The sequence below is a fragment of the Caulobacter ginsengisoli genome, from assembly GCF_030814835.1.
In the GTDB taxonomy this organism is placed as follows: domain Bacteria; phylum Pseudomonadota; class Alphaproteobacteria; order Caulobacterales; family Caulobacteraceae; genus Caulobacter; species Caulobacter ginsengisoli.
Window position 1 is genome coordinate 418507 of record NZ_JAUSVS010000001.1, and the last position, 24944, is coordinate 443450.

Below are 24944 nucleotides of genomic sequence, written 5' to 3' on the forward strand. Positions count from 1 at the left end.
AAGGGGCCGGTTCATCACCGGCCCCCTCCGCGTTAAGCGGCTTCTTCTTCCTCCGCCGGCGCGTTCTCCACCGACAGCGGCAGGCCCAGCTTGTCGCTCATCAGCAGGGTGAGCAGGGCCTGCACCACCCCGCCGCCGCCGTCCGAGCCCTGGATCTGGACCTTGGGCACCACGTCGACGCCGCTCGTCTCCAGCGCCTCGGCGAACCGTTCGGCCACCTGCCTTGCCAGCTGGTAGCGCGGCCCGCCCGAGGCGGCGACCTGGCTTTCGATGGCCTCGGCGGTGGCCAGACCCACCTTGGTCACCCGTTCCGCCTCGGCCGCGGCCAGCACGATGACCTTCTTGGCCTCGCCCTCGCCCAGGAAGCGGATGCGGTCGCCCTCGGCCTTGGCCAGGGTCCGGGTCTGTTCGGCCTCCTGTTCCGAGCGGGCCAGGTTGGCCTTGCCCTGGTTCTGCTGGACCAGGATCGACAGCTCGGACTCGGTGATCGCTGTCTGCTGCTTGGACTTGGCCTCGGCCTCGCGCAGTTCGCGCTCCTTCTGGGCGGCCAGCTTCTGCCGCTCATAGGTGCCGACCTGCTCGTCAGCGATCTGGCGCTGGCGCAGCTGGGTCAGGATGCGCTCGATCTGGTCGTCGCCCTTGCTTGAGGGGCGGGGCGTGCCGATCAGCACCTCCTGCAGCTCGAGGTTATAGAGGGCGAACTTGGCCTTCATCTCCTCCGACGACAGCGACTGGATGCGGCTGCGGTCCTGCAGCAGCTCGATCAGGGTCCGGGTCTGGCCGATGTTCTTGAAGTAGGCCGAGACCATCGGATCCAGCGTCTGCTCGACCAGCTTCTTGATGTCGCCGAACCTCTGGATGACCAGCGGCGCCTTGCGGTAGTCGATATGCACCACAACCGAGACCGGCAGGGTCGGCTCGAAGGCGTCCCGGGTGATCAGCGACACCTCGGCCAGGTTCTCGTCGAACCGATGGCTGCCCGTCGCCGCCGTCTCCCACTTCAGGATGAAGTTGGTGGTCGGCACCAGGGTCACCCGGCCGGCATAGGTGTTGAAGGCATACTTGCCGGGCAGCAGCGGGTCGGCCCAGACGCCGCGGTTGCCGTTCTCGACCAGCTCGCCGTGGCGGTAGCCCTCGCCGGAGGTGTCGGCCCCGGCATTGCCGGTATAGCTGACGACGACGCCGACCTGGCCCACCTCGATGATGGTTTTCGGGATCCGCTCGATCGTCGCGAACAGGCGGTTGATGTAGTAGGTGCCCTCGACCAGCACCATGAGCTGGCGGCCCTTGCGGCCGCCGGCGGCCAGGAAGGCCTCCGGATCCTGGAAACTGTTGTGGAAGCTGGCCTTGTCCTGCGGGTCGTCGCCGACCGTGGGGGCGATGATGTCGCCCGCCTGCAGCCCGGGGCCGTCATGGACGGTGACCACGCCGATCTGGTCGTCGGCGTCCTTGATCACCACCGGTTCGAACCCGTCACGCTCCTCGATGACCTCGGCCATCTGGTCGAGCAGAACCATCTCGTCGCGGTCGAGCTTGAGGGCGAAGACGGCGTCCTTGGTCACCACCACGAACTGAGCCAGGTTGATGGCGTAGGCGCCCTCGCGCAGGATCTTGCGCTGCGGGCCCTTCTGGCCGCCGGCGATCAGGAAGCCGCGGGCGTCCTGGAAGTCGACGTCGCCGATATTGGCGGCCAGGGCCTGGTCGGGCCCGAGCGGTCGGCCGTCCCGGGCGAAGACATAGCCCACCCGGCCCTGAGGAATGGTCACCAGGGATTGGACGTGCAGGCGGTACTGGAACGGCACGAAGAAGTGCAGGCCGCCGCGCAGCACCTCGGGTTGATAGCCGGCCTCGCCGTTCAGCGCGATCAGGCCGGATTTGATGGAGCCCTTCAGACTCCACAGCTTCTCGACCACGGCGATGCGGTTGTTGCCGATATAGCGGATGACGCCCGAGCTCATGACGATGAGCGCAAGCACGATCACGAGCCCAAGGCCCGCAACCGCCACGATTGACGATGTCATTTGGAATGTAGCCCCATTCGCGCGTCCGGCCGGCGACTTCGCTGGCGTGATGAGGACGGCTGTGAATCTACGTATGTATTCGCCGGGCGCGGTTAAGAGGTCGGGCGTCCGATTGTTTTCACAGATTGGTGAATACTTGCGCGAGGGTTACGCGAGCCCCCCCGCCCGTTCCACGAACGCCACCACCTCCTCCACTCCGACCAGCCGTGTCAGGTCGGTCATCACCACCGGCCGCTCCCCGCGCTGCACCTTCGCATCCGCCGCCATCACCCCAAGGTCCGCTCCGACATACGGCGCCAGGTCCGTCTTGTTGATCACCAGCAGGTCCGACCGGCTGATCGCCGGCCCGCCTTTGCGCGGTATCTTCTCCCCCTGGCAAACGCTGATCACGTAGAGCGACAGGTCCGCCAGATCCGGCGAGAACGTCGCCGCCAGGTTATCCCCCCCAGACTCGATGAAGATCACGTCCAGGTCCGGATGCCGCTCGCTCATCCGCCGTACCGCCGCCAGGTTCAGCGAGGCGTCCTCGCGGATGGCGGTGTGCGGGCAGCCGCCGGTTTCCACCCCCATGATGCGGTCCTCGGGCAGAGCCTGGAGGCGGGCCAGAATCAGGGCGTCCTCCTGGGTGTAGATGTCGTTGGTGATCACCGCGACCGACCAGCGCTCGCGCATGGCCCTGCAGAGCTTTTCGGTCAGGGTGGTCTTGCCCGAACCGACCGGGCCGCCGATGCCGACGCGTAAGGGGCCGTTGGGGGAAGTCATGTTTGGCGCCTCAGCGAAGGAACAACGGAACGATAGCGACAATTGCCGTTCCCGCCCCCAGCAGCAGCGCCAGCGGGCCATAGACGGCGCGATCCAGACGGTTGAAAGTCTCGAACCCAGCGGGGCGCCGCCAAAACGGCATCCAGGCCAGGGCGCCCCTCGCCAGCAGGATCAGGGCCGCCGGGACAAGCAACAGCAGGTTCAGAGAACTGGGCTGGATGGCCTGGTCAACGACGACCAGGGCGATGCCGAGCGGCGCCAGCACGATCAGCGCCCCGGCGCGTCCGGGCAGGTTGATGGTGATTGGATGCATGCCCAGCAGATCGCCGAAGAGGGCTTCTCGGCTCCTGAATGGGAAGTCGAGCCCCATGATCCACAGGAAGACTATTGCGGCGATGGCCGTGAGTAACCCTGCGATGAGCCAGGCCAGATAGATCACGACAGGAACAGTCTCGGCTGCAGGGTTTCGTGGCGCATGGCGGCGATGTCGGAGGCGAGCGCGCAGGCGCCCAGGTCGTCGAGGGTCGAGGCGGCGGCGCGGGCGGCGGCGACCAGGATGGTGGGTTCCAACACGGCGATGGCGGCCACGCCCTCCGACTGGCCGATAGGGACGGCGCGGACGGCGACGCTGACCAGGTTGGCGGCGAAGGCGTGCAGCCAGGCGGTCAGGGTGTCTTGCAGGGGCACGCCGTGCAGGCCCGCCGTGATCCCGACGGCGACCGGGTAGGGGGCGGTACGCGGCAGGTCGGGGTGGGGCCAGGAGCGGCCGACCGCGATCAGGAAGGCCTCGCCCTGGTCGAGGGTTTCGAGCTGGCGTTCGAGGGAGGGGCTGAGGGCGGTCGCGAGGTCGCTGACGTCTTCGCCGCGATGGGCGGCGGCCAGGAGGACGGCGTCAGTCCGGCCGGAACCGTGATCGATCAGGCCGATTAGCCACTCCACCAGGGTCTCGCGGTCGGTGACCCGGCCGGTGCGAATGGCGGTTTCCAGGCCGTGGCTGTAGCCGAAAGCGCCCACTGGAAAGGCCGGGGAGAGCCAGGTCAGGAGCCGGAGGAGGCTGTTCAAAACTCCTCTCCTCGGTAGAGGAGAGGTCGAGAGACACGCGCTGAAGGCGCTGTCTCCGGGTGAGGAGATTCCCACGGTGGCGGCCGCAGGCGGCTCAGCTTGGCGAGAGCGTGGGAGGTTCGATTACCGGCAGGCTTGGGAATCTCCTCACCCGCTCCTCGCGCTGGCGCGCTCAGAGTCGACATCTCCTCTAACGAGGAGAGGAGGCGCGTTTCAGTGGTCATGGTCATGATCATGATGCACATCCCCGTACGCCCCGCCCTCCGGATCGAATGGCGCGGTCACCGCCGTCACCTTCGCCCCCAGATGCTCCAGCATGTGCCCGATCACCCGGTCGTAGCGCAGCAGGATCCGCTCCGCCTCGACCTGGGCGGTCAGGTGACGGTTGCCGATGTGCCAGGCCAGGCGCAGCAGGTGGACGCCGTCATCCCCCCGCACCTCCATCAGCGGTTCGGGCAGGGCCTCGACCACCACCACCCGGCCGTCGTCGAGCTTCAGCCCATCGCCGCCGTGCAGCAGCCGGGCCGCCGGCAGGTCGAGCAGGAAGCTCAGGCCATGGGCCCCGGTCAGCGTCATCCGCCGCCGGTGCCGGCCGTCATAGTCCAGCGCCACATGATCGGCGTGCGGTCCGGTCCAGCCGGGGAGGATTTCGACGACTTTCAGCATCAGAACAGGAAATACCGCTGGGCCATCGGGAGCACCTCGGCGGGCTCGCAGGTCAAAAGCTCGCCGTCAGCCCGCACCTCGTAGGTCTCTGGATCGACCTCGATATGCGGGGTGGCGCTGTTGTGGATCATCGAGGCCTTCGAGAGGCCGCCCCGCACATTGCTGACCCCGAGCATAGGCTTGTCGACGTCGAGCCTGTGCTGCAGCCCCACCTCCAGCGCCGCCTGCGACACGAACGTCACCGTATTGCGCGACGGCCCCTTGCCGAAGGCCGCGAACATCGGCCGGTAGTGGACCGGCTGCGGGGTCGGGATCGAGGCGTTGGGGTCGCCCATCGGGGCGGCGGCGATCACCGCGCCCAGCAGCACCAGGTCCGGCTTGACCCCGAAGAAGGCCGGGCTCCACAGCACCAGGTCCGCTCGCTTGCCCACCTCGACGCTGCCGATATGGGCGCTCATGCCCTGCGCGATGGCCGGGTTGATGGTGTATTTGGCGATGTAGCGTTTGACCCGATTGTTATCCGCCGCGCCGTCCCCGGCGAGCGGCCCGCGCTGGCGCTTCATCTTGTCGGCGGTCTGCCAGGTGCGGATGATCACCTCGCCGACCCGGCCCATGGCCTGGCTGTCGCTGCTGATGATCGAGAAGGCGCCGATGTCGTGCAGGATGTCCTCGGCGGCGATGGTCTCGCGGCGGATGCGGCTCTCGGCGAAGGCGATGTCCTCCGGGATCGACGCGTCCAGGTGATGGCAGACCATCAGCATGTCCAGGTGCTCGGCCACCGTATTGACCGTGTAGGGCCGGGTCGGGTTGGTCGAGCTGGGGATGACGTTGCTGAGGCCACAGACCTTGATGATGTCCGGCGCATGGCCGCCGCCCGCGCCCTCGGTGTGGAAGGCGTGGATGGTGCGGCCCTTGAAGGCGGCGACCGTGTCCTCGACGAAGCCGCTCTCGTTGAGCGTATCGGTGTGGATCATGGTCTGGACGTCGTAATCGTCGGCCACCGACAGGCAGCAATCGATGGCCGCCGGGGTCGTACCCCAATCCTCGTGCAGCTTGAGCGCACAGGCCCCGCCCAGCACCATCTCGACCAGGGCGGCGGGCTGGCTGGCGTTGCCCTTGCCGGAAAAGCCGATGTTCATGGGGAGGGCGTCGGCCGCCTCGATCATCCGCGCCAGATGCCAGGGCCCTGGCGTGCAGGTGGTGGCCGCCGTGCCGGTGGCCGGACCGGTGCCGCCGCCCAGCATGGTGGTGATGCCGCTATAGAGCGCCTCCTCGACCTGCTGGGGGCAGATGAAGTGGATGTGGGCGTCCATGCCGCCGGCGGTGAGGATCTTGCCCTCGCCGGCAATGATCTCGGTCCCCGGGCCGATGATGATGGTGACGCCCGGCTGGGTGTCGGGATTGCCCGCCTTGCCGATGGCGGCGATGCGGCCGTCCTTCAGACCGACATCGGCCTTGTAGATCCCCGAATGGTCGACGATCAGCGCGTTGGTGATGACGGTGTCGACGGCGCCCTGAGCCCGGCTCATCTGGCTCTGGCCCATGCCGTCGCGGATCACCTTGCCGCCGCCGAACTTGACCTCCTCGCCATAGGTGGTGAGGTCGCGCTCGACCTCGACGAAAAGCTCGGTGTCGGCGAGGCGCACGCGGTCGCCCGTGGTCGGGCCGAACATGTCGGCGTAGGTTCCGCGGCTGATGCGGGCCATGTCAGAGGTCTCCTATCACCGCCTGGCGGAACCCAAACACCCGCCGCGCGCCCCGCAGCGGGACCAGCGTCACCTCCCGCGCCTGCCCCGGTTCGAACCGCACCGCGGTCCCCGCGGCGATGTCCAGCCGCCTGCCCCTGGCCTGGTCACGGTCGAAGCTGAGCGCCGGGTTGGTCTCGAAGAAATGGTAGTGGCTGCCCACCTGGATCGGCCGGTCGCCGGTGTTGGCCACCTTCAAGGTGACGGTCGGCTGGCCGGCGTTGAGCTCGATCTCGCCGTCCATCGGGATGATTTCGCCGGGAATCATGGGCCTCACCGGATCGGATGATGAACGGTGACCAGCTTGGTCCCGTCGGGAAAGGTGGCCTCGACCTGGACGTCGTGGATCATCTCGGCAATGCCCTCCATGACCTGGGCCCGGGTGACGACATGGGCGCCCGCCTCCATTAGGTCGGCCACCGAGCGGCCGTCGCGGGCCCCCTCGACCACGAAGTCGGTGATCAGGGCGATGGCCTCGGGGTGGTTCAACCTGACCCCGCGCTCCAGCCGCTTGCGGGCCACCACGGCGGCCATGGCGATCAGCAGCTTGTCCTTTTCCCGGGGCGTCAGGTTCATTCAGCTGGTCCAGATACGGGGCAAGGGACCGCCGAGCGCTTGCAGGGCGGGGATCAGGGCCTGGCGCAGGGCGAAGCCGTCGGGGGCCAGGACGCGGGCATAGAGCCTGCCCCCCCAAGCCGAAGCGGCGCCGAGCGCGGCGCGCAGGGGTTCGAGGTAGCGTTCGGCGTCCGGCGCTATCAGCAGCAGCGAGGCGAACGCTCCCGCGCCTGCCAGCAGCGAGGGGCGGGCGGCGATCTCGCTGACCGCGCCGTCCAGGACCAGGTCGTCGGCGAACAGCAGCCGGCCGCCCCGCCGAATCCGCCAGCGGTCCTTCAACGAGGCCTGCCGCACCGTCTCGCCCATGGCGGCCCGGCCCAGGACCACCGCCTCCAGCACCAGCAGCCGGCCATCCGGGGCGACATCGGCCTCGAGGCGGCGGTGCAGTCGCGCCTCGTCGAACAGGATGGTCTCCTGCGGAATCCAGTCGAGTCGGGCGGATGGGCCGACGCTCAGCCTGCTGGTGACGTTGGCGACGCCGCCGGACGAGCGGTAGACCTTGTCACAGGCCTGGGTGGTCACCACGCCCGCGGCGCCGGCCTCGACCTCGACCGTCCAGTCCAGCATGTCCCCGCCGGTCAGCCCGCCGGCGGTATTTATCAGGATAGCCTCGGCGTGGTCGGCCCGCAGCCTTGGCAGGCGGATCTGGGCGCAGCCCTGCTGGTAGAGCCGTCCCGGACCCACCCCGGCCGCGCCCCGCACCAGGCTCAGCCGGCCGGCCCCGACCGCCCGCTGCGGGCGCTGGGCGGCGGGCGCTTCTGTCACGATCTGATCGAAGGGAGCCATCGCCGCGAGACTTGGCCGCGCCGGGGCGGAAGTCCAGGGCGCTTGGGCCGCCGGCGGGCGGATGCCGCTTTCGCGGTCATCCGCCCCAGGGACCTCACCCGGCCGGCGTGACCGGGGTGAAGTCGAGGTCCTGGTAGTCGTAGCTGAAGTCGGCCAGCGGCGAGACCGCCTTGAGCCGGATCCGGTCCACCTTCCCCTCGGGCGAGAGGCTGAAGGTCAGGTAGGCCGGCTCGATCTGCTTGTCGCGCCAGACGGCCTTGAAGGTGTTGAACTGGTAGTATTCCAGTTCGCCCACCATGCCGGGCGACTGCTTGAAGTCGATCAGCAGCCTGCCGCCCTCGACCCGCAGGCTGATCGGGCCATACCAGGGGTCGACATAGTCGCCGGCATAGGTCTCCAGGGCCAGGGGCGGCTTGGCGCCTGACAGGGTCGGGACCGTATTGGCCTTCAGGGCCTCCAGGGCGGCGTTGATCTGGATCTTCTTGTAGGCGCCCAGCCGGCTGGGCCAGTCGGCCTTGGGATAGCCCAGATAGTAGTCGAGCAGCTCGTACATCAGCCCGATGGTCGGCACCCCATCCTCGGCGTTCATCAGGATCGAGAAGCCGACATTCTTCTCGGGAATCAGCACCACCACCGCGCCGAAACCGATGTCGGCCCCGGCGTGCCAGATGATCTTGTGACCGCGCCAGTCGCGCACCTCCCAGCCCAGGGCGTAGCTGAGGAATTGCGGCCCGCTCTCGGCCAGCGAGGCCGGCCGCGGGTTGATGGGCTGCAGGGTCTGGGGCGTCCACATCTCCCGCGAGGCGTCCTCGCTGAACAGCCGGCCATCGCCCTCGGGCAGCTTGCCGTGCGCCAGCTGGATCATCAGCCAGCGGCCCATGTCGGCGGCGCTGATCGCCAGACCGCCGGCCGGGGCGGCGTTGGAGCCCAGGCCGTTGCGCTCGTCCAGCGCCACCTGCGTGCCCAGGCCCCGGATCGGCCCGTCCAGCCGGCCGTGCGGCCAGGCGCGGTTAGGATTGCGGAAGCGGTCGGCGTCGTCGCTGGTCGAGTCGAGCATGCCGGCGGGCTTGAGCACGTGCTCGCGGACATAGGTCTCCCAGGTCTGGCCAGTCACCGCCTCGATCAGCTGGCCGGCGACCATGTAAAGGACGTTGTCGTAGGCATAGCCGCTGCGGAAGCTGGTGGCCGGCTTGATATAGCGCAGCCGCCGCACGCTCTCGGCGCGGGAGAGGTTGCTCGACGGCACGAACAGCAGGTCGCCGGCCCCCAGGCCCAGCCCGCTGCGGTGGACCAGCAGGTCGCGGATGGTCATCTCCCGCGTCACCCAGGGGTCGTACATCTGGAAGCCCGGCAGGCGGTCGATCACCTTGTCGTCCCAGGCGATCTTCCCCTCGTCGACCAGGGTGGCCAGGGCCGCGACGGTGAAGGCCTTGCCGGTCGAGGCGGTGGGAAAGATGGTGTCCTTGTCGATCCGCTCGGGAAAGCCCAGGCGGCGCACGCCATAGCCCTTGGCGTGGGTGATCCTGCCGTTCTCGACGATGACCACCGCCAGGCCCGGGGTGCCGAACGTGCTCAGCAGGCCGTCGACGCGGGCGTCCAGGCCCGGCGGCGGGGCGGCGAGGGCCGGGCCGGCCAGGGCCAGGACGGCCAGGGTCAGCATCAGGGCAAGGGGGCGCGACATGGCGGTCTCCAGTAGGATCAGGCGGCGGGAGCGGCCCGCGGGCGGACGCGGCGCCAGAGCCGCCAGACCCCGAGGGTCATCAGCGGCGCGACATAGATGGCGAGAATGACGTAGGCGAGCGCCCGGTAGCCGCGGGCGATCAGGGTGACCAGGCCGAAGCGGTCGGCCAGGAAGATCGAGCCGACCAGCAGCAAGCCGGCGATGATCAGGCGGGTGCGGTTGGAGAGGCCCTCATGGCCCCTCGCCCGCGCGGCGGCGGCGGCCCGCTCGTTGATGGCGTGGACCGCGCCGGTGCCGCTTTCCAGCAGGGCGCAGAAGATCATCAACTGGAAGACCACGTGAAACAGCGGCTGGTTCAGCTTCAACAGCATCACGTCCGAGGGCAGGGTGGCCTGGCCGATGCCCGGATAGAAGGCGGCCATGCAGATAAAGAAGATCAGGGCCGGCAGCATGGCCAGCGGCCCGGCGATCAGTCCGGCCACCACCGCGTCGCGGCTGCTCAGCATGTGGCGCACCACCGGCAGGATGACCACCGCGCCAATGATGTTGTAGCCGGCATAGGTCAGCCCCCCGACCGCCCAGCCGGTCATCGGGACCGGGGCGGCGAAGCTGGCCGCCACCTGGCCGCCGAACTTCGACAGGGCCAGGACGGCGAACAGGGCATAAACGCCGTAAAGGAAGAAGGTCACCCACTTGAACAGCCGCTCGACCGAGGCGTTACCGAACGCCGCGAAGCTGGCGATGCCCGCCATCAGCAGCAGGGTCCCGGCCAGCCTGGGCCAGCCCAGCACCGCCTCGCCGATCGCCCCGGCCGCCGCCCCGAACACCGCCAGGATCACCACGATGAAGAGCAGATAGGCCAGCTCGAAGACGATCCAGAATGGCCCCAGCAGGGCCTTGAAGAAGGTGCGATAGTCCTGGGCCCCGGCCATGCGGGCGAACAGAAAGGTGGTCACGCAGACCGCGCTCCAGATCGCCATGGCCAGCAGCATGCCCATCACCCCGCCCCAGGGGCCGGCCGGCAGAAAGAACTCGGCCAGCTCGCGGCCTGTGGCGTAGCCGCCGCCGATGACCACCGCCTTGAAGGCGAAGCCCGGCAGCAGGAAGCGCTGGAACCAGCTGGGCCGGGCCGGGCTCATGGCGCCGCTTGCAGCAGGTAGAAGTCCCGCACCGAGCGGGCGATGTCGGCGATCACCCGCTCGCGGGCCGCAAAGGGCAGGTCCGATTTCTTGATGAACACCGCCACCACGATCTGGCCGCGGCCGTCGGGCAGGGTGATGACCCCGACATCGTTGACGCTGCCGCCCAGGGTGCCGGTCTTGTCGGCGACGGTGGTATCGGCCGGCATGCGAGCGCGCAGGCGGTTATCGCCGGTGCGGCAGCGGCCCATCATCTCGATCAGCAGCCGGGTGCTGGCGGGACTCAGCGCCTCGCCGCGGAAGAGGCGGGTCAGCAGCTGGCCCATGGCCGCCGGGGTGGCGGTGTCGCGGGGATCGTCGTCGAAGGCCGGGTTGATATGCGGCCCCTTGTCGTCGAGATGCGGGTCGCGCTGGCGCGCGAGGGCCAGGGCCTCGGGGAAGGGGCCCGGTCCGATTCCGAAGAATCCCCGCAACAGGTCGCCGGTGTCGCGATCGACCCGCAGGCCCTCGACACCCTGGCCGCGCACCCAGGCGGTGACCGCCGCGGGCCCGCCGGCGGCGGCGACCAGCACGTCGGTGGCGCTGTTGTCGCTCTGGGTCAGCATCAGCTCCAGCAGGTTGGCGACCGACAGGCTGACCCCGGGATGGATGAAACGGTCGGCCAGGACCTCGGACTCGATCATCTGGGCCGGCGCCACGGGCAGCATCTGCTCCAGGCTCAATTCGCCGCGGTCCACCCGGGCCAGCACGGCCCCGGCCACCGCGACCTTGAAGGTGCTGGCCATGGGAAAGCGCTCGTCGCCGCGCACCAACAGGCGCGGGCCTTTGCCGTCCAGCCGCCAGGCGGCGACGCCGACGACGCCGTCGATCGTGCCGGCCTGGCGGGCGATCTCGCGTTCGAGCTGGAGGGTCGGGGCGGCGGCGGGGACCGGCGCGGGCCGGGGCGCGGGCCAGGCCGGGCCGGCCAGCAGCAGGACGCCGGCCGTCGTGGCGGCGATCAGGAAGCGAGGAGCGATCAGGAAGCGAGACATGCGTCCACCAGCCTCTCGAATTGGGGGCCGCCGCGCATCGGGTCGGCGACCGCCAGGCCCAGTCGCTGCGACTCGCTGTCCAGCAGGGCCAGAGCCGCTGCCTCGTCCAGGGCCGAGGTGTTGAGGCTGACACCGCCGCAGCGGATGGCCGGGTTGGTCAGCCGTCCCATCTGCAGGTTGACGGCGATGATCTCGGGCAGGCTGGCCACGGGATAGTCTGGATAGCCCAGCATGGTGAGGCGTCCTGGTTCATGGCAGGCCACGATCACGTCCGGCTGGCTGCCATGCAAGAGGCCCAGCGAAACGGCCGCATAGGCGGGGTGCAGCAGGGCGCCCTGGCCCTCGATGACATCCCAGTGGTCGGGCGCGGCGTCGGGACTGAGCAGCTCGGCCGCCCCGGCCTCGAAATCGGCCACCACCGCGTCCATCGGCATGCCGCCGCCGCCGATCATGATGCCGGTCTGGCCGGTGGCCCGGAAGTCGGCCTTCAGCCCCCGTTCCCGCAGCGCCCGGGCCAGGGCCAGGGCGGTGTATTTCTTGCCCAGGGCGCAGTCGGTGCCGACGGTCAGCAGCCGCTTGCCGGGCCGCTTGCGCCCGGTGGCCAGGGCGATGCCGGCGGGCGGCTGGCGCACATCGATCAGCCGGCGGCCGTGCTTCTGGGCCGCCGCCTTCAGGGCCGGACTGTCGCCCAGCCGGGCATGCATGCCGCTGATCAGGTCCAGCCCGGCGGCCAGGGCCGCGGTCAGGTGCGGAATCCAGCTGTCATGAATGACCCCGCCGGCGTTGGCGACGCCGATGACCATGGCCCGTGCGCCCCTGGCGGCCGCCTCGGCGGGGGTCAGCCAGTCCAGGCCCAGGCTGACCGTGGCCTCCGGACAGGCATACTCGCCGACGCAGCGGTCGGCGGCCCAGTCGCGCAGGCCGAAGGCGGTCTTGGCGTAGCCCTTCTCGGTCACGTCGCCCAGGAAGAGCAGGTAGGGCTGGGGCAGATCCAGGGCGGCGGCCGGCGCAAGGGCTTGGTGAAAGGTCATGACAGACAGACGCAACGCATGAAGCTATCCGGAAAAAGGGGCCGCCCGCCGTCGGGAGACGGGGGCGGCGTGTTGAGGCGAAGCCCTAGAACCGGGCCGAGAGCGACAGGCCGATAGTGCGGGGCCGGATGACCGCGGCGGTCATGCCGAAAGCCCCGCCAGGCGTGGCGGCGGCCGCCGCGCTGCTGTTGGTGCCAAGGGCGGTGATGCCCCGCTCGTCCCCGACGTTCTTGGCGTAGACCTCCAGACTCCAGGGGCCTTGCTCCAGTCCGGCCCGCAGGTCGACGGTGCTGTAGCTGTTCAGCCGGATCTGCTCGAACTGGCTGGGCCGGGGCGAGAAGTCGGTAAAGCGCTCGCCGATATAGGACCAGCTGGCCCCGACGAAGGCGGTGGCCTCGCCCACCGACCACTCGTAGTCGCCGCCCAGGCTGGCCGTCCATTTCGGGACATAGGGCAGGGGCTCGCCGTTCAGGCCGCCGACGAGCGAGGTGGTGTCGCTGGTCAGTTCGGCGTCGGTATAGGCGCCGTTGAAGTTCAGGGTCAGGCCCTGGATGGGCCGGGCCAGGGCGGTCCACTCGAAGCCCCGGCTCTCGGCCGAGCCGCCGTTGAGGGTGATGCCGGTGGTGACGCCGCTTACCACGGCCAGGCCCACCAGCTGGATATCGTCCCACTGGATGTCGAAGATCGAGAGGTCGAGCGACAGGCGGCGGTCGAGGAAGTCGCGGCGCAGGCCCAGCTCGCCGCTGATCACCTTGTCGGCGTCGAAGTTGGGCGGACCGGAGCCGGGCGCGCCGAGCGCCACGACGTTGGGGCCGCCGGGCCGGTAGCCCGAGGCGATGCGGCCATAGACGATGGTGTTGTCATCGGGCCGCCAGCGCGGGGCCAGGGAATACAGGAAGACGTTTTCGGAGGAGTCGCCCAGCTTGGCTGGGCCGGCGAACAGGCCCGTGCCGGTCTGGTTGGTGGTCTGGTCGTTGCTGGCGAAGCGGCCCCCCAGGGCGATGTCGAACTGCGGGGTGAAGTGGTAGGTGACGGTGGCGAACACCGCCTTTTCCTTGAAGGTCGAGGCGATATGCGAGCCCGAGCCGGTCAGGTCCGCGCCGAGCGCGGTGTAGAAGCCGGTATAGTCGGTCCCCAGGTCGGCGGTCTCGCGGGTGTAGTAGACGCCCGCCACCCATTCCAGGTCACCGGGCTTGGAGGCCAGGCGGATCTCCTGGGTGAACTTGGTCTGGTCGGCCAGGGAGTGGCCCTCCACCGTGCCCAGCACGGTGATGTCGACCAGCTGGGTCTGGCGCAGGGTGCTGTAGCTGGTCACCGAGGTCAGGTCGCCGAAGCCCAGGTCCCAGCCCACCGAGCCGTTATAGATGCGGTATTTGGTGTGGGAGAACTCCGACACCCCGTGCGACAGCTGCAGGTCCCCGGTCAGTGGGCGAAGCGGGATCAGCGGGCGGCCGATGGCGTCGGTCTGGGCGTCGATGGCGTTGGAGCCGTTGAAGACGCTGTTCTGGCCCACGGCCGTCAGCCGGACGGTCAGCCGGTCGGTCGGCTCGAACAGGAAGGACAGCCGCACCGCCGACTGCACTGAGTCGTTGGTGTTCTCGAGGCTGCGCGAGGGATCGTCGATGAAGCCGGGATCGACGCTGTGCACGGCGGTCAGCCGGACCGCGGCGTTGTCGCCGAGCGGGGCGTTGAGCACGCCCTTGGCCGACCAGCCGAAGTCGCCATCGACATCCTCCACCCCAGCGACGACCCGGCCGGAAAAGCCGCTCGGATCGGGCGCGTTGGTGACGAACTTCAACAGGCCGCCCAGAGTGCTGGCCCCGTAGAGCGTGCCCTGCGGCCCTTTGAGCACCTCGACGCGCTGGACGTCGAAGGTGTTGAGGTCGCCGGTGTAGAACTGGCCGTTGCTGAGGCCGCTGCTGGAGCCGTAGGGGGTGTCATCGACATAGACCCCGACGGTGGAGCCGGCCGAGAGGCTGCTGATGCCCCGCAGGGTCAGGACAGTCTGGCCGGGCTTGGCGGAGGCCAGGCTCAGCCCGGGCACCAGCTTGGCGTAGTCCTGGAAGTCGGAGGCCTGGATGCGGTCCAGGCGATCCTCGCCGACCGCCGTGACGGCCATGGCCACGTCCTTGAGGCGCTCCTCGCGCTTGTTGGCGGTGACCACCACCTCATCGACCGTGGTCGTGTCAGTGGGTTCGGCCGCCCAGGCCGCGGAGCCGGCCAGCCACACCGCCAGGGCGGTCGATGCGGCCAGGACCGTCCGTCGTCTCATCTGCACGCGCATGTCGTCCCCTTTGGATGGCTTTCGCCTTTGATTGCGGCCCGGCCTCTTTGAGCGACGGCTGGTCGCCGGGCCGGATTCGATAGATATCATCCTATACGGCAAATTTAGTCCTGAACAGAAAATTATCAGTCCACGGCCAGGGGAATCGGCGGGGCGGCCGCCCGGGTCGCCTCCACCCGCCGGGCCGGGCCGTTCAGCAGCAGCAGCAGCAGGCCGGCGGTCGTGGCCACGGCGGCCATCAGGGCGAAGAAGACCGCCGGAGCGGTATGGCTCCAGAACGAGCCCAGGGCGCCGGCCAGCAGGTTGCCGGCGAAGGCGGCCAGGTACCAGGCCGCCACCGTTGTCGCCGCCAGCGAGGCGGGGGCCAGGCGGGCGAACAGTCCCAGGCCGATGGGCAGGATGTAGAGCTCGCCGGCGGTGAGCAGCACGAAGAAGGCGGCCAGCCATCCCCAGTGCACCGGGCCGCCCCCGGCCAGGGCGCAGACCACGGCCAGCAGGCCGTAGGCGCTCGCCACCCCGCCCGCGCCCATGGCCATCTTGACCAGGGGCGAGGGCTCACGGCCCCGCTTGGCCTGGCGGGTCCAGCGCGCCACGAAGAAGGGGGTCAGCAGGAAGACCAGCATGGGGTTGAGCGACTGGAACCAGGTCATCGGCACCGACAGGCCCGGGGTGACGACCCGGTCGACCTGGGAATCGGTCCAGACGGCGATGGTGTTGCCCACCTGCTCGTAGGCGCCGCGGAAGACCATCACCATCAGCCCCACGGCCAGCAGCAGCAGGGCGGTGGACTTCAGGTCCTGCTTGGGGACCAGGGCCGCCTCGGCCCGGGCCGCCTTGGTCCGGATCGGGCGGACCGGCTCGGGCGGCAGATAGCGCGCGCCGGCCAGATAGATGGCCAGGCCAGCGACCATGCCCAGGCCCGCCAGGGTGAAGCCCCAGTGCCAGCCATAGAGCTCGCCCACCGTGCCGCAGACCAGCGGGGCCAGGAAGGCGCCGATATTGATGCCCACATAGTAGACGTTATAGGCCGAGCCCCGCCGGGGATCGCGGTCGGCATAGAGGCTGCCGATCTGGCTGGGAAGGCTGGGCAGGAACAGGCCGTTGCCCAGCGCGATGGTGATCAGGGCCGGATAGAACAGGTCCGGGAAGGCCATCATGAAATGGCCCGCCGCCATGGTGGCCCCGCCCAGGATGACGGCGCGCTTGCGGCCCAGCCAGCGGTCGGAGATGGCCCCGCCGATGATCGGGGTGAAATAGGCCAGCGCCGCGTAGGCGCCATAGATCAGCGAGGCCTTGCCCTGGCCGATCATCAGCTGCTTGGTCATGTAGTAGACCAGCAGGGCCCGCATGCCGAAGAAGGAGAACTCCTCCCACATCTGGGTCAGGAAGAGGACGGTCAGGCCGCGGGGCTGGCCGAACCAGGTCGGGCCGGCCGGAACTTCGACGGGGGCGGCCGTGTCGGCGACGGCGGCGTTCACGCGGCCACCACGGCCGGAGCCCCCCAGACGGCTTCGCCGCACCAGACATGGCCGTCGGCATAGACGACGCCGGGCTGGCGATCCTGGGCCAGGAAGGTGGGGGCGTCCAGGTCGACCAGGTCGCAGAGCTGGCCGACCAGAAAGGCCGGGGCCATGGCCAGGCTGGAGCCGCTCATGCAGCCGACCATCACCTTCAGTCCCAGGCGGCGGGCCTCGGCGACCATCAGCAGGCCCTCGGTCAGGCCCCCGCACTTGTCGAGCTTGATATTGACCACGTCGAAGCGGCCGACCAGGCCCTCGATGTCGGCCAGGCACTGCACGCTCTCGTCGGCGGCCAGGGGGATGGGGCTGTCGAAGTCCTGCAGGTCGGCCTCGCGGCCCCGGGCCAGCGGCTGCTCCAGCAGCGAGACCCGCGCCTCGACCAGGGTCGGCAGGATCCGGTCCAGGGTGTCGAGGGTGAAGCCCTGGTTGCCGTCGACCCCGATCCAGACGTCTGGCCGGGCGGCGCGGACGGCCCGCACCCGCTCGATATCGGCCTCGGCTTCGCCCGTCAGTTTCAGTTTGAGGGCCCGGGCCTGGTCGAAGCCCAGGGCGCCCCGCGCCATCTGGGCCGGATCGTCGGCGCCCAGGGTGAAGGTGGTCAGCAGGGCCTTGGGCGGCGCCAGCCCGGCGATCTGCCAGACGGGCCGGCCGGTCTGGCGGGCCTCCAGGTCCCAGAGGACGCTGTCCAGGGCGTTGCGGGCCCCGCCGGCCGGCAACAGCCGGGCCAGCTCGGCGCGGTCGGCGCCAGCCTCGATGGCCTCGCGGACGCTCTCGATCATGGCCAGGATCGTCGCCGCGTCGTCGCCCAGATAATAGACGCCATCAGCCTCGCCGCGCCCCTCGGCCTCGCCCGCGCTCAGCGTAGCCACCACCACCTCGGCCTCGGTGAAGGTGTAGCCCGAGATCCGGAAGGGCGACTTCATCGGCAGATGGTCGACCGCGGCCGCGAGGCTGAGGCGGGAAGGGGCAGGCCGCATGGGGAACTCCGAAGCAACAAGGAAGCCGATCGGGGCGCGTCGCGCGCCGGCAAGGACAAATCATCCTGATCAGGCATGTATGAGCCTTGATAGAAAATTGTCAAACACCGATCTGCGATCCGCCGGCCCTCGGCCGCGCTCGGCCGAAGGATCAATCCGGTTGATTTTTCGCGGGTTAGGCGACAAGTCCTGCTAGAAGGAGGGAAGATTTGCCATTTCGCCGGAAGAATCTGGCAGTATCTGGCCAAAGATGGCCTGATCAGGACGATGAAGAGCATAACCTGCCGGACCGCCCTCGCGGTCCCGGCGCCGCCAAGGAGCCCGCGGGCATGAAATCTGATCAACCCACGCTCGGGCGGCTGCTGCGCGGACTGCGGGACCGCAACAACTGGACGCTCAAGGAGATGAGCGAGCGGACCGGCATTCCGATCTCCACCCTCTCCAAGGTCGAGCACGACCGCCTGACCCTGACCTATGACAAGCTCCAGCAGCTGAGCCAGCGGCTCAACATCCGCATGTCCGAGCTGTTCGCCGAACCTGGCGCGGCGGCCGAGGCGGCGGTGACCGCCCGCCGCAGCATCGGCGATGTCGACCAGTCGATCCGGGTCAACACCCGCAACTACGACTACTACTATCTCTGCCCCGAACTGCGCCGGAAGCGGATGATCCCGGTGCTGGTGCGCATCCGGGCCAAGAACGTCCAGGAGTTCGGCGAGCTGGTCCAGCACTCCGGCGAGGAGTTCATCTATGTCGTCGAAGGGCGGATCGAGATCCACACCGAGTTCTACGACCCGATCCTGCTGGAGGCCGGCCAGTCCATCTATCTCGACTCCAGCATGGGCCACGCCTACGTCGCCGCCGAGGGCTGCGAGGAGGCCACGGTGCTGGGCGTCTGCTCCAGCGCCGACGAGGGACTGATGGAGTCCCTGCTCACCTTGCACGGCGAGGAGGAGGGGGCCGAGGCGCCGCTGCTGCCGCCCAGCGTTCCCGCCCGCGAAGCGCCCCCGGCCAAGCGCGCCGGGGGGCGTCGGAGCTGAGCCCGCGCCTCAATAGGTGAGGCCGAACCCGACCAGGTGGTAGGCCATGGCCACCCAGAGCAGGGCGGCGAAGGCGCCGGCCAGGGCGACGCTCCAGGTCCTGGCGAACCAGCCGCGCTTGCCCCGCCACACCCGCCAGACATTCCACAGGCTGACCAGCAGGCCGCCGTCGAAGGCCAGCAGGCTGAGGAAGTGCGCGAAGGTGAGCCAGCCGTCGGTCTTGGCGGTCATCGGCAGGCTGGTCGCGATGAAGCCCTGGAAGGTCCAGACCCAGGCGAAAATGGCCGTGAAGACCAGCAGGGCCGCCAGCCGCACGCCGCGATAGGCCCAGGCGTCCTGGCCCGTAAGGGCAAAGCGCGCGCCATAGCGGCGGCGCACGATCGCCGCCACCGGCCAGAGCAGCACGGTCAGGACCAGCGCCCCCAGGGCCAGCTTGACGGCCAGCATGCGGATCGACGGCGCGCTCAGCCCCGGGGTCGGCAGGAACATCATGAAGGGCGACAGCTCGTCCATGCTGAACATCGCCACCTTGCCGCCCACGACCTTGGCCGCCAGACGGTCCTTGCCGTCCACGTCGCGCCAGACGAAGGGGGCGATCTCGCGCCAGCGCCGGGGCTGGTCGTTGAGGCCGGTGACGCCGGTGACGCTGATGGTGCCGTCGCCGTTGTCGACCACCTTGGTCGAGCCCAGCAGGCCCAGCACGCTGAGGAAGTTCGACTGCGATCCGCGCGAAAGGGCGTATTCGCCGGCCATCAGCCGGGCATGGGCGGCGGCGGTCTTGGGATCGACCCGGCCGTCGGGCGTGGGCCCGGGCAGGTAGCGGTCGGTGAACTGCTCGAACAGGGCTGTGCGGATGGCCCCGGCCGCGCCGTTCGCCCCGGCGCTGTTCATCGAGATGAACAGGCCCACCCCATCGTCGAGATACAGGTGCATGACACTGTGGAACAGCGGGGTGTCGCCGGCATGGGCGATGACCCGGCGGCCGTTACGGTTGGTCTCGTAGAAGCCCAGCATCATCCGATTGACCCCCGGCAGGATGGTCAGGGCGGTGGAGTGCATCATCCGGGCGGTCTCGGGCCGCAGGATCCGCCCCTCGCCATAGGCCCCGTCCTGGAGCTGGGCGATCATGAAATGGCCCATGTCCTCGCCGGTCGCCGACAGGGCGCCGGCCGGGCTGGCGCCGTAAAGCTCGAACGGCTTGGGCGGCGCCGAGGCGGTGCTGTAGCCCTTGGACATCCAGGGCTTGAGGCGCGCGGGCAGGGGCTGGCGGAAGGTCGAATTGTTCATGCCCAGCGGCTGCAGGATATGGCGCTCGACATAGACGTCGAAGGGCTCGCCCGAGACCCGCTCGACCATGTAGCCGGCCAGGGCGGTGCCATAGTTGGAATAGGCCGGAACCTCGCCGGGCGCGAACACCCGCCTGGGGATCCAGCCGTGCATGTAGCGGTCGAAGGGTGGCAGGTCCTCGGGCTTGAAGGTATAGCCGCCCTTCAGAGTCTCCTCGAAGCCGCCGGTGTGGGTCATCAGGTTGCGCAGGGTGACCGGCCGACCGTTCCAGGGCGGGATCTTGAAGTCCAGGTAGCGGTTGACGTCGGCGTCCAGGTCCAGCCGGCCCAGCTCCACCTGCTGCATGACCGCCGTCCAGGTGAACAGCTTGGAGGTCGAACCGGGCCGGAACACGGTGCGGGCCGCATCGACCGGGGTGCGGGCGGCGACATCCGACAGGCCGTAGCCCTTGGCCAGCAGCACCTTGCCGTCCTTGACCACCACTACCACCGCCCCGGCGACGTCGCCGCGCTGCAGGGCGTAGGGCAGCATGCCGTCGAGCCACGGCTCCAGGTCTTGCGCCGTCAGGGTTCGGGCGGGCGCCGGAGCCGCAGCCTTGGCCGCAGTCTTGGCTGGGGCCGGCTCGGCCCGGGATTGCGCCAGGCCCGGCAGGGCCAGCGCCAGGGCGACAAGCCCGGTGACGACGGTGATGGCACGCATGGTCGATCCTCGATTGGACTTGCCTTGTCGGACAAACTGTCCTGAACAGCAACAATCGACCTGATATGAAAATTGTCAAATGACCGAGTCGTCATGATCGGCCATGGCGCGGCGTCAGAGCGACTGGCCGTCGTCGACCGTGAACACGCTGCCCGTCACCGCCCGCGAGGCGTCGCTGACCAGCCACCCCACGATCGCGTCCAGGTCCGCCTCCTCCATCAGCCGCCGGCGGGGGAAGGTGGCGACCTGCTTCTGGCCGCCCTCCGAGGCGAACCATTCCTCGTTCAGCTCGGTGACGATGTAGCCGGGGCACAGCACATTGACGTTGATCCCCCGGTTGGCCCACTCGCGCGACAACGCCTTGCCCATCTGCGCGACCGCCGCCTTGGACGCGCAATAGGCTGTCAGCCCCGGCAGCACCGTATGGGCCCCGATGGAGGCGATCAGCAGCACCCGGCCGCGCTTCGTCTCCTTCGAACCGGCGGCGATCATCCGGCGGGCCCCCTCGCGGGCCGTCAGGAAGACGCCTTTGACGTTGGTGTCGAACATCTGGTCCCACTGGTCCTCGGGGATGTCGAGCGCCAGGGCCTCGTTGTTCATGCCGGCGTTGGCGATGACCGAATCGATGGGGCCCAGCGCCGCCTCGGCCGCGTCATAGGCGGTGATGACCGAGGCCTCCTTCTGCACGTCCATGGCCACGGCGAAGGCCTGACCGCCGCCGGCCTTGATCTCGTCGACCAACGCCGTCAGCCGGTCGGTCCGCCGCGCCGCCACCGCCACCTTGGCGCCGGCCCTGGCCAGGATCAGCGCGAACCGCCGCCCCAGGCCCGAAGAGGCCCCGGTGATCATCACCGTGCGGCCGGTCATGTCGAAATTGCTCATGGTCGTCTTCCCGTGTTCCCTCAAACCGGATAGGCGGCGAGGGCGGCCTTGTCATCGGTGACCTAACGGGAGGGGTAGTGAGCGAGCGGCGGTCTGCCTTCGAAGTCTTCAAGGTCGCCCTGACCCTGGGCCTGACCGCGTTCGGCGGGCCCATCGCCCATCTGGGCTATTACGAGCGCACCTATGTCCAGCGCCGCCAGTGGGTGAACGCTGAGGACTACGCCGCCATCCTGGCCCTGACCCAGATCCTGCCGGGTCCGGCCAGCAGCCAGACCGGCTTCCTGATCGGCTGGAAGGTCGGCGGCTGGCCGGGCGGTCTGGCGGCCTGGCTGGGGTTCACCCTGCCGTCGGCCCTCTTGATGCTGGCCTTCGCCCTGGTTCAGCCCTGGCTGGGGGCGGCCTGGGCCCAGGTCCTGTTGCACGGCCTGCAGCTGGCCGCCGTCGCCGCCGTGGGGCAGGCCGTGTGGAGCATGGGCAAGCGGTTGTGGGTCGACACGCCGACCACCGCCATCGGGCTTGCCGCCGCCGCCGTGCTGCTGGTCTTTACCGCGCCCTGGCTGCAGCTGGCTGTGATCCTGGCTGGCGGCGCCGCCGGGCTGCTGCTCAGGCTGGGCGGCGAGGCGGCCCCGCCGCTGGAACTGGGCATCGGCCGCCGCACGGGCGCCGTCGCCCTGGCCGTCTTCGCCGTGCTGATGGCCGGGTCGCTCGCCGCCCTGGCGCTCAGCCCCAACAGCGGCGCGGCCTTCGCCGGAATCTTCTACCGCGCCGGGGCCCTGGTGTTCGGCGGCGGCCATGTGGTGCTGCCGCTGCTGCGTGAGGCCCTGGTTCCGGCCGGCTGGCTGGGCGACGAACCCTTCCTAGCCGGCTATGGCGCGGCCCAGGCGCTGCCCGGTCCGCTGTTCACGTTCGCCGCCTATCTGGGCGCCGTGGCGCAGCCGGACGCGCCGGTGCTGTGGGCGGCGATCGCCCTGCTCGCCATCTTCCTGCCCGGCCTGCTGCTGGCCATGGCCGGCGCCCCCCTGATGGCCTGGATGAGCCGCCACCCCTCGGCGGGCGCGGCCCTGGCGGGAATCAACGCCGCCGTGGTCGGGCTGCTGGCGGCGGCCCTCTACAACCCGATCTGGACCAGTGCGGTGAAGAGCGGGGCGGACGTGGCCATCGCGGCGGTGGCGGTGTTCCTGCTGCAACGCTGGAGGGCGCCGCCCATCGCGGCCATCGGGGTGTGCGTGGTTGGGGCAGTCCTGGCGGGGATTTTCCGCTAACCGCCTCCCTGGCTTTCGCTGGGGATACGGGGGGTGTATGGCGCGGGAGGTAACCGGAGGACCCCCATGACCGACCGCAGCATCCTGATCACCGGCGGCTTTGGCGTCCTCGGCCGGGCGGTCGCGCACGCTGCCCACACCGCCGGCTACAGGGTCGCCCTCGTCGACCGCGCCCCCAAACCCGCCGACCTGGCCGCCGACGTCCTCGCCTTCGCCGACGTCGATCTCACCGACCCCGAAGATGCCGCCGCCACGGTCGCCAAGGTCGTTGACGCCCTGGGCGGCCTGGACGTGCTGGTCAATGTCGCCGGCGGGTTCCTGTGGCAGACGCTGGAGGACGGCCATTCCGGGGCCTGGGAACTGATGCATCGGCTGAACCTGTCGACCTGCCTCAACACCAGCCGCGCCGCCCTGCCGCATCTGAAGGCCTCGCCCGCCGGCCGCATCGTCAACATCGGGGCCAATGCGGCGGTGAAGGCCGGCGCGGGCATGGGGGCCTATGCGGCGTCGAAGGCCGGCGTGCATCGCCTGACCGAGTCCCTCGCCGAGGAGACCAAGGGCTCCGGCGTCACCGTCAACGCCGTGCTCCCGTCGATCCTCGACACCCCGGCCAACCGCGCCGACATGCCGGACGCCGACCCCAGGAAGTGGGTCGCGCCGGCGGATCTGGCCCATGTGATCCTCTTCCTGGCCTCGCCGGAGGCCCAGGCAATCACGGGCGCGCTCATCCCCGTGACCGGCCTTGTCTGACGGAAGGGAAGGGCGTCTAACCTCTGTCCGAACGCTGTAAAAGCCGGAGGACGCCCCTTGGAAACCCCCGCCGATCCCGCCGCCCTCAAGCCGGCGGTCAGCTGCATCAAGACCGATTCAGCCGGCAAGCCCTACCTCGAGGGCCACAAGTGCTCGGCCTGCGGCGAGGTGTTCATGGAAACGCGCCGCGGCTGTCCCAAGTGCTTTGCGGTCGGCACGCTCAGCCCCGTCAAGCTCTCCGACAAGGGCAAGCTCTACAACTGGACAGTGGTCTACCGGAACTTCCCCGGCGTGCCCGTCCCGTTCGTCTCGGCCATCGTCGACCTGGAGGGCGGCGGCACGCTGAAGGGCAACCTGATCGAGGTCGAGCCCGACCCCGCCAAGCTGAAATTCGACATGCCGGTCAAGGTGGTGTTCGGCGACGCCGGCCGCACCGACAAGGCCGGCAACCACTACCTCGCCTATTTCTTCGCCCCGGAGGCCGCGTGATGTCTGACGTCTACGTTGTCGGAACCGACATGATCAAATTCGGCCGTTTCCCTGACCGCAAGGTCGAGGATATCGGCGCCGAAGCCGCCCTGCTGGCCCTGGCCGACGCCGGGCTCACCATCGGCGACATGCAGGCCGTCTACAGCGGCAATCTCGGCCAGGCCGGGGCCGGGGTCGGCCAGCGCATCCTGCGCCAGATCGGCCAGACCGGCGTGCCGGTGGTCAATGTCGCCAACGCCTGCGCGACGGGCGCGACCGCCTTCCGCGAAGGCTGGATGGCCATCAAGGCCGGCGTCTATGACATGGTCCTGGCGGTCGGCTGCGAGCAGATGGGCAAGGGCCTGCTGGGCGGGGCCGGCGGCGGCGACGGCATCTCCACAGAGGGCCTGCTGGGCTCGGGGACCATGCCCTCGGTGTTCGCCCATGTGGGCCTTGAGCATGCCCGCAGCTATGGCACGACCTTCGAGCAGTTCGCCAAGGTCAGCGTCAAGAACCACCACCACTCCACCCTCAACCCCAAGGCCATGTACCAGATCGAGACCCCGCTCGAAGAGGTCATGGGGGCCGAGATGATCAGCTATCCCAACACCAAGCTGATGTGCTCGGTGAACGTCGACGGCTCGGCCGCCGCGGTGCTCTGTTCGGAGAAGAAGGCCCGTGAACTGGGCCTGCTGGGCCGCGCCGTGCGGGTTCGCGCCTCCGCCCTGGCGTCGGACCCCTACACCCAGCACAACCTGGCTGCGATGGACTTCAACGCCGTCACCAAGCTGGCCGCCAAGACGGCCTACGAGATGGCGGGCCTGGGCCCGGACGAGGTCGACCTGATCGAGCTGCACGACTGCTTCGCCACCGCCGAGATCGTCCATTACGAGAACCTGGGCCTCTGCGGCCCGGGCGGGGCGGGCCGGATGATCGACACCGGCGAGACCAACCTGGGCGGCCGCATCCCGGTCAACGTCTCCGGCGGCCTGCTCTCCAAGGGCCACCCGCTCGGCGCCACCGGCATCGCCAACATCTACGAGATCACCACCCACCTGCGCGGCGAGGCCGGCAAGCGCCAGGTCGAAGGCGCGCGGATCGGCCTGACCCATGTGGTCGGGGCGGGGAGCGCCTGCGCCGTGCATATTCTGGAGAAGGTCTGAATCACCCCGCTTCACCGGCGAAAGCTGGGGAAGCGGGGATAGCTTAACACCCGATTCACCATGTTCCCCGAGTCTG

General features: G+C 69.3%; 23 protein-coding genes. 5 read left to right on the forward strand and 18 right to left on the reverse strand.

Translation table 11 applies throughout. The features are described from left to right. Positions 1-32 precede the first annotated feature (32 nt). The 16 genes from QO010_RS02050 to QO010_RS02125 form a co-directional block, all read right to left on the reverse strand. A complete protein-coding gene (locus QO010_RS02050) occupies positions 33-1982 on the reverse strand; it encodes an SPFH domain-containing protein (protein ID WP_307345272.1) in 1950 nt (649 codons plus the stop codon). Positions 1983-2168: 186 nt separating this feature from the next. Further along, on the reverse strand, positions 2169-2783 hold the full coding sequence (ureG, locus tag QO010_RS02055) for an urease accessory protein UreG (protein ID WP_307345275.1): 615 nt from the start codon (positions 2781-2783) through the stop codon (positions 2169-2171). Between the two features lie 10 nt (positions 2784-2793). Beyond that, positions 2794-3222 carry a hypothetical protein gene (locus QO010_RS02060; RefSeq protein WP_307345278.1) on the reverse strand — a complete coding sequence of 143 codons (429 nt, stop codon included), beginning with the start codon at positions 3220-3222 and terminating at the stop codon, positions 2794-2796. Then, on the reverse strand, positions 3219-3845 hold the full coding sequence (locus QO010_RS02065; protein ID WP_307345281.1) for an urease accessory protein UreF: 627 nt from the start codon (positions 3843-3845) through the stop codon (positions 3219-3221). The genes QO010_RS02060 and QO010_RS02065 overlap by 4 nt, the downstream gene beginning before the upstream one ends. Before the next feature lie 213 nt (positions 3846-4058). After that, entirely contained in the window at positions 4059-4511 is a 453-nt protein-coding gene (locus tag QO010_RS02070) for an urease accessory protein UreE (protein ID WP_307345283.1), read from the reverse strand. Then, positions 4511-6217 (reverse strand): urease subunit alpha, encoded by a 1707-nt coding sequence (gene ureC, locus QO010_RS02075; protein WP_307345286.1) that lies wholly within the window; start codon positions 6215-6217, stop codon positions 4511-4513. The genes QO010_RS02070 and ureC overlap by 1 nt, the downstream gene beginning before the upstream one ends. Before the next feature lies 1 nt (position 6218). Then, positions 6219-6524, reverse strand: a complete 306-nt coding sequence (locus tag QO010_RS02080; protein WP_370873699.1) for an urease subunit beta — start codon at positions 6522-6524, stop codon at positions 6219-6221. A 5-nt stretch (positions 6525-6529) separates the two neighbouring features. Continuing rightward, positions 6530-6832, reverse strand: a complete 303-nt coding sequence (locus QO010_RS02085) for an urease subunit gamma (protein WP_307345288.1) — start codon at positions 6830-6832, stop codon at positions 6530-6532. Further along, positions 6833-7657: an urease accessory protein UreD gene (locus QO010_RS02090; RefSeq protein WP_307345291.1), complete on the reverse strand. Its 825-nt coding sequence runs from the start codon at positions 7655-7657 to the stop codon at positions 6833-6835. 94 nt (positions 7658-7751) lie between these two features. Next, a complete protein-coding gene (locus QO010_RS02095; protein ID WP_307345293.1) occupies positions 7752-9338 on the reverse strand; it encodes a serine hydrolase in 1587 nt (528 codons plus the stop codon). A 17-nt stretch (positions 9339-9355) separates the two neighbouring features. Further along, the gene (locus QO010_RS02100) at positions 9356-10477 is read right to left on the reverse strand and encodes a YkvI family membrane protein (RefSeq protein WP_307345295.1); all 1122 of its coding nucleotides are present in this window, start codon (positions 10475-10477) and stop codon (positions 9356-9358) included. Next, positions 10474-11508, reverse strand: coding sequence for a class A beta-lactamase (gene bla, locus QO010_RS02105; RefSeq protein WP_307345298.1), 1035 nt, complete (start codon positions 11506-11508; stop codon positions 10474-10476). The genes QO010_RS02100 and bla overlap by 4 nt, the downstream gene beginning before the upstream one ends. Beyond that, the gene (locus QO010_RS02110) at positions 11493-12539 is read right to left on the reverse strand and encodes an N-acetyltransferase DgcN family protein (protein WP_307345300.1); all 1047 of its coding nucleotides are present in this window, start codon (positions 12537-12539) and stop codon (positions 11493-11495) included. The genes bla and QO010_RS02110 overlap by 16 nt, the downstream gene beginning before the upstream one ends. Positions 12540-12624: 85 nt before the next feature. Further along, entirely contained in the window at positions 12625-14823 is a 2199-nt protein-coding gene (locus QO010_RS02115) for a TonB-dependent receptor (RefSeq protein WP_307345302.1), read from the reverse strand. Positions 14824-14948: 125 nt separating this feature from the next. Beyond that, a complete protein-coding gene (locus tag QO010_RS02120; RefSeq protein WP_307345304.1) occupies positions 14949-16301 on the reverse strand; it encodes a peptide MFS transporter in 1353 nt (450 codons plus the stop codon). Further along, positions 16298-17320 (reverse strand): dipeptide epimerase, encoded by a 1023-nt coding sequence (locus QO010_RS02125; protein WP_307345306.1) that lies wholly within the window; start codon positions 17318-17320, stop codon positions 16298-16300. Before QO010_RS02125 ends, QO010_RS02120 begins: the two co-directional genes overlap by 4 nt. 329 nt (positions 17321-17649) lie before the next feature. Here QO010_RS02125 and QO010_RS02130 point away from each other — a divergent pair, with 329 nt between their 5' ends. Further along, positions 17650-18357, forward strand: a complete 708-nt coding sequence (locus tag QO010_RS02130) for a helix-turn-helix domain-containing protein (RefSeq protein WP_307345308.1) — start codon at positions 17650-17652, stop codon at positions 18355-18357. A gap of 9 nt (positions 18358-18366) precedes the next feature. On the opposite strand, the gene QO010_RS02135 is transcribed toward QO010_RS02130, so the two are convergent. Beyond that, positions 18367-20343 (reverse strand): serine hydrolase domain-containing protein, encoded by a 1977-nt coding sequence (locus QO010_RS02135; RefSeq protein ID WP_307345311.1) that lies wholly within the window; start codon positions 20341-20343, stop codon positions 18367-18369. Positions 20344-20457: 114 nt separating this feature from the next. Next, positions 20458-21225, reverse strand: coding sequence for an SDR family NAD(P)-dependent oxidoreductase (locus QO010_RS02140; RefSeq protein WP_307345313.1), 768 nt, complete (start codon positions 21223-21225; stop codon positions 20458-20460). A 77-nt stretch (positions 21226-21302) separates the two neighbouring features. Between QO010_RS02140 and chrA the strand changes: the two genes are divergently transcribed. The 4 genes from chrA to QO010_RS02160 all read left to right on the forward strand — a co-directional run bounded on the left by chrA (position 21303) and on the right by QO010_RS02160 (position 24868). Beyond that, the gene (gene chrA, locus QO010_RS02145) at positions 21303-22487 is read left to right on the forward strand and encodes a chromate efflux transporter (RefSeq protein ID WP_307345315.1); all 1185 of its coding nucleotides are present in this window, start codon (positions 21303-21305) and stop codon (positions 22485-22487) included. A gap of 66 nt (positions 22488-22553) precedes the next feature. Further along, complete coding sequence (locus QO010_RS02150; protein ID WP_307345319.1) at positions 22554-23237, forward strand: SDR family NAD(P)-dependent oxidoreductase; 684 nt, start codon at positions 22554-22556, stop codon at positions 23235-23237. A 57-nt stretch (positions 23238-23294) separates the two neighbouring features. After that, positions 23295-23726, forward strand: coding sequence for a Zn-ribbon domain-containing OB-fold protein (locus QO010_RS02155; protein ID WP_307345321.1), 432 nt, complete (start codon positions 23295-23297; stop codon positions 23724-23726). Next, on the forward strand, positions 23726-24868 hold the full coding sequence (locus QO010_RS02160) for a thiolase family protein (RefSeq protein ID WP_307345324.1): 1143 nt from the start codon (positions 23726-23728) through the stop codon (positions 24866-24868). The genes QO010_RS02155 and QO010_RS02160 overlap by 1 nt, the downstream gene beginning before the upstream one ends. Positions 24869-24944: the final 76 nt, after the last annotated feature.

Bases quoted from the DNA above. Each gene is read 5' to 3' on its own strand.
- QO010_RS02135 (WP_307345311.1), bottom strand. From the start codon at position 20,343: ATGCGTGCCATCACCGTCGTCACCGGGCTTGTCGCCCTGGCGCTGGCC.
- ureG (WP_307345275.1), bottom strand. From the start codon at position 2,783: ATGACTTCCCCCAACGGCCCCTTACGCGTCGGCATCGGCGGCCCGGTC.
- QO010_RS02100 (WP_307345295.1), bottom strand. From the start codon at position 10,477: ATGAGCCCGGCCCGGCCCAGCTGGTTCCAGCGCTTCCTGCTGCCGGGC.
- QO010_RS02110 (WP_307345300.1), bottom strand. From the start codon at position 12,539: ATGACCTTTCACCAAGCCCTTGCGCCGGCCGCCGCCCTGGATCTGCCC.
- QO010_RS02095 (WP_307345293.1), bottom strand. From the start codon at position 9,338: ATGTCGCGCCCCCTTGCCCTGATGCTGACCCTGGCCGTCCTGGCCCTG.
- QO010_RS02160 (WP_307345324.1), top strand. From the start codon at position 23,726: ATGTCTGACGTCTACGTTGTCGGAACCGACATGATCAAATTCGGCCGT.
- QO010_RS02090 (WP_307345291.1), bottom strand. From the start codon at position 7,657: ATGGCTCCCTTCGATCAGATCGTGACAGAAGCGCCCGCCGCCCAGCGC.
- QO010_RS02130 (WP_307345308.1), top strand. From the start codon at position 17,650: ATGAAATCTGATCAACCCACGCTCGGGCGGCTGCTGCGCGGACTGCGG.
- QO010_RS02125 (WP_307345306.1), bottom strand. From the start codon at position 17,320: ATGCGGCCTGCCCCTTCCCGCCTCAGCCTCGCGGCCGCGGTCGACCAT.
- ureC (WP_307345286.1), bottom strand. From the start codon at position 6,217: ATGGCCCGCATCAGCCGCGGAACCTACGCCGACATGTTCGGCCCGACC.
- QO010_RS02140 (WP_307345313.1), bottom strand. From the start codon at position 21,225: ATGAGCAATTTCGACATGACCGGCCGCACGGTGATGATCACCGGGGCC.
- QO010_RS02115 (WP_307345302.1), bottom strand. From the start codon at position 14,823: ATGCGCGTGCAGATGAGACGACGGACGGTCCTGGCCGCATCGACCGCC.
- QO010_RS02085 (WP_307345288.1), bottom strand. From the start codon at position 6,832: ATGAACCTGACGCCCCGGGAAAAGGACAAGCTGCTGATCGCCATGGCC.
- QO010_RS02150 (WP_307345319.1), top strand. From the start codon at position 22,554: ATGACCGACCGCAGCATCCTGATCACCGGCGGCTTTGGCGTCCTCGGC.
- bla (WP_307345298.1), bottom strand. From the start codon at position 11,508: ATGTCTCGCTTCCTGATCGCTCCTCGCTTCCTGATCGCCGCCACGACG.
- QO010_RS02080 (WP_370873699.1), bottom strand. From the start codon at position 6,524: ATGATTCCCGGCGAAATCATCCCGATGGACGGCGAGATCGAGCTCAAC.
- QO010_RS02070 (WP_307345283.1), bottom strand. From the start codon at position 4,511: ATGCTGAAAGTCGTCGAAATCCTCCCCGGCTGGACCGGACCGCACGCC.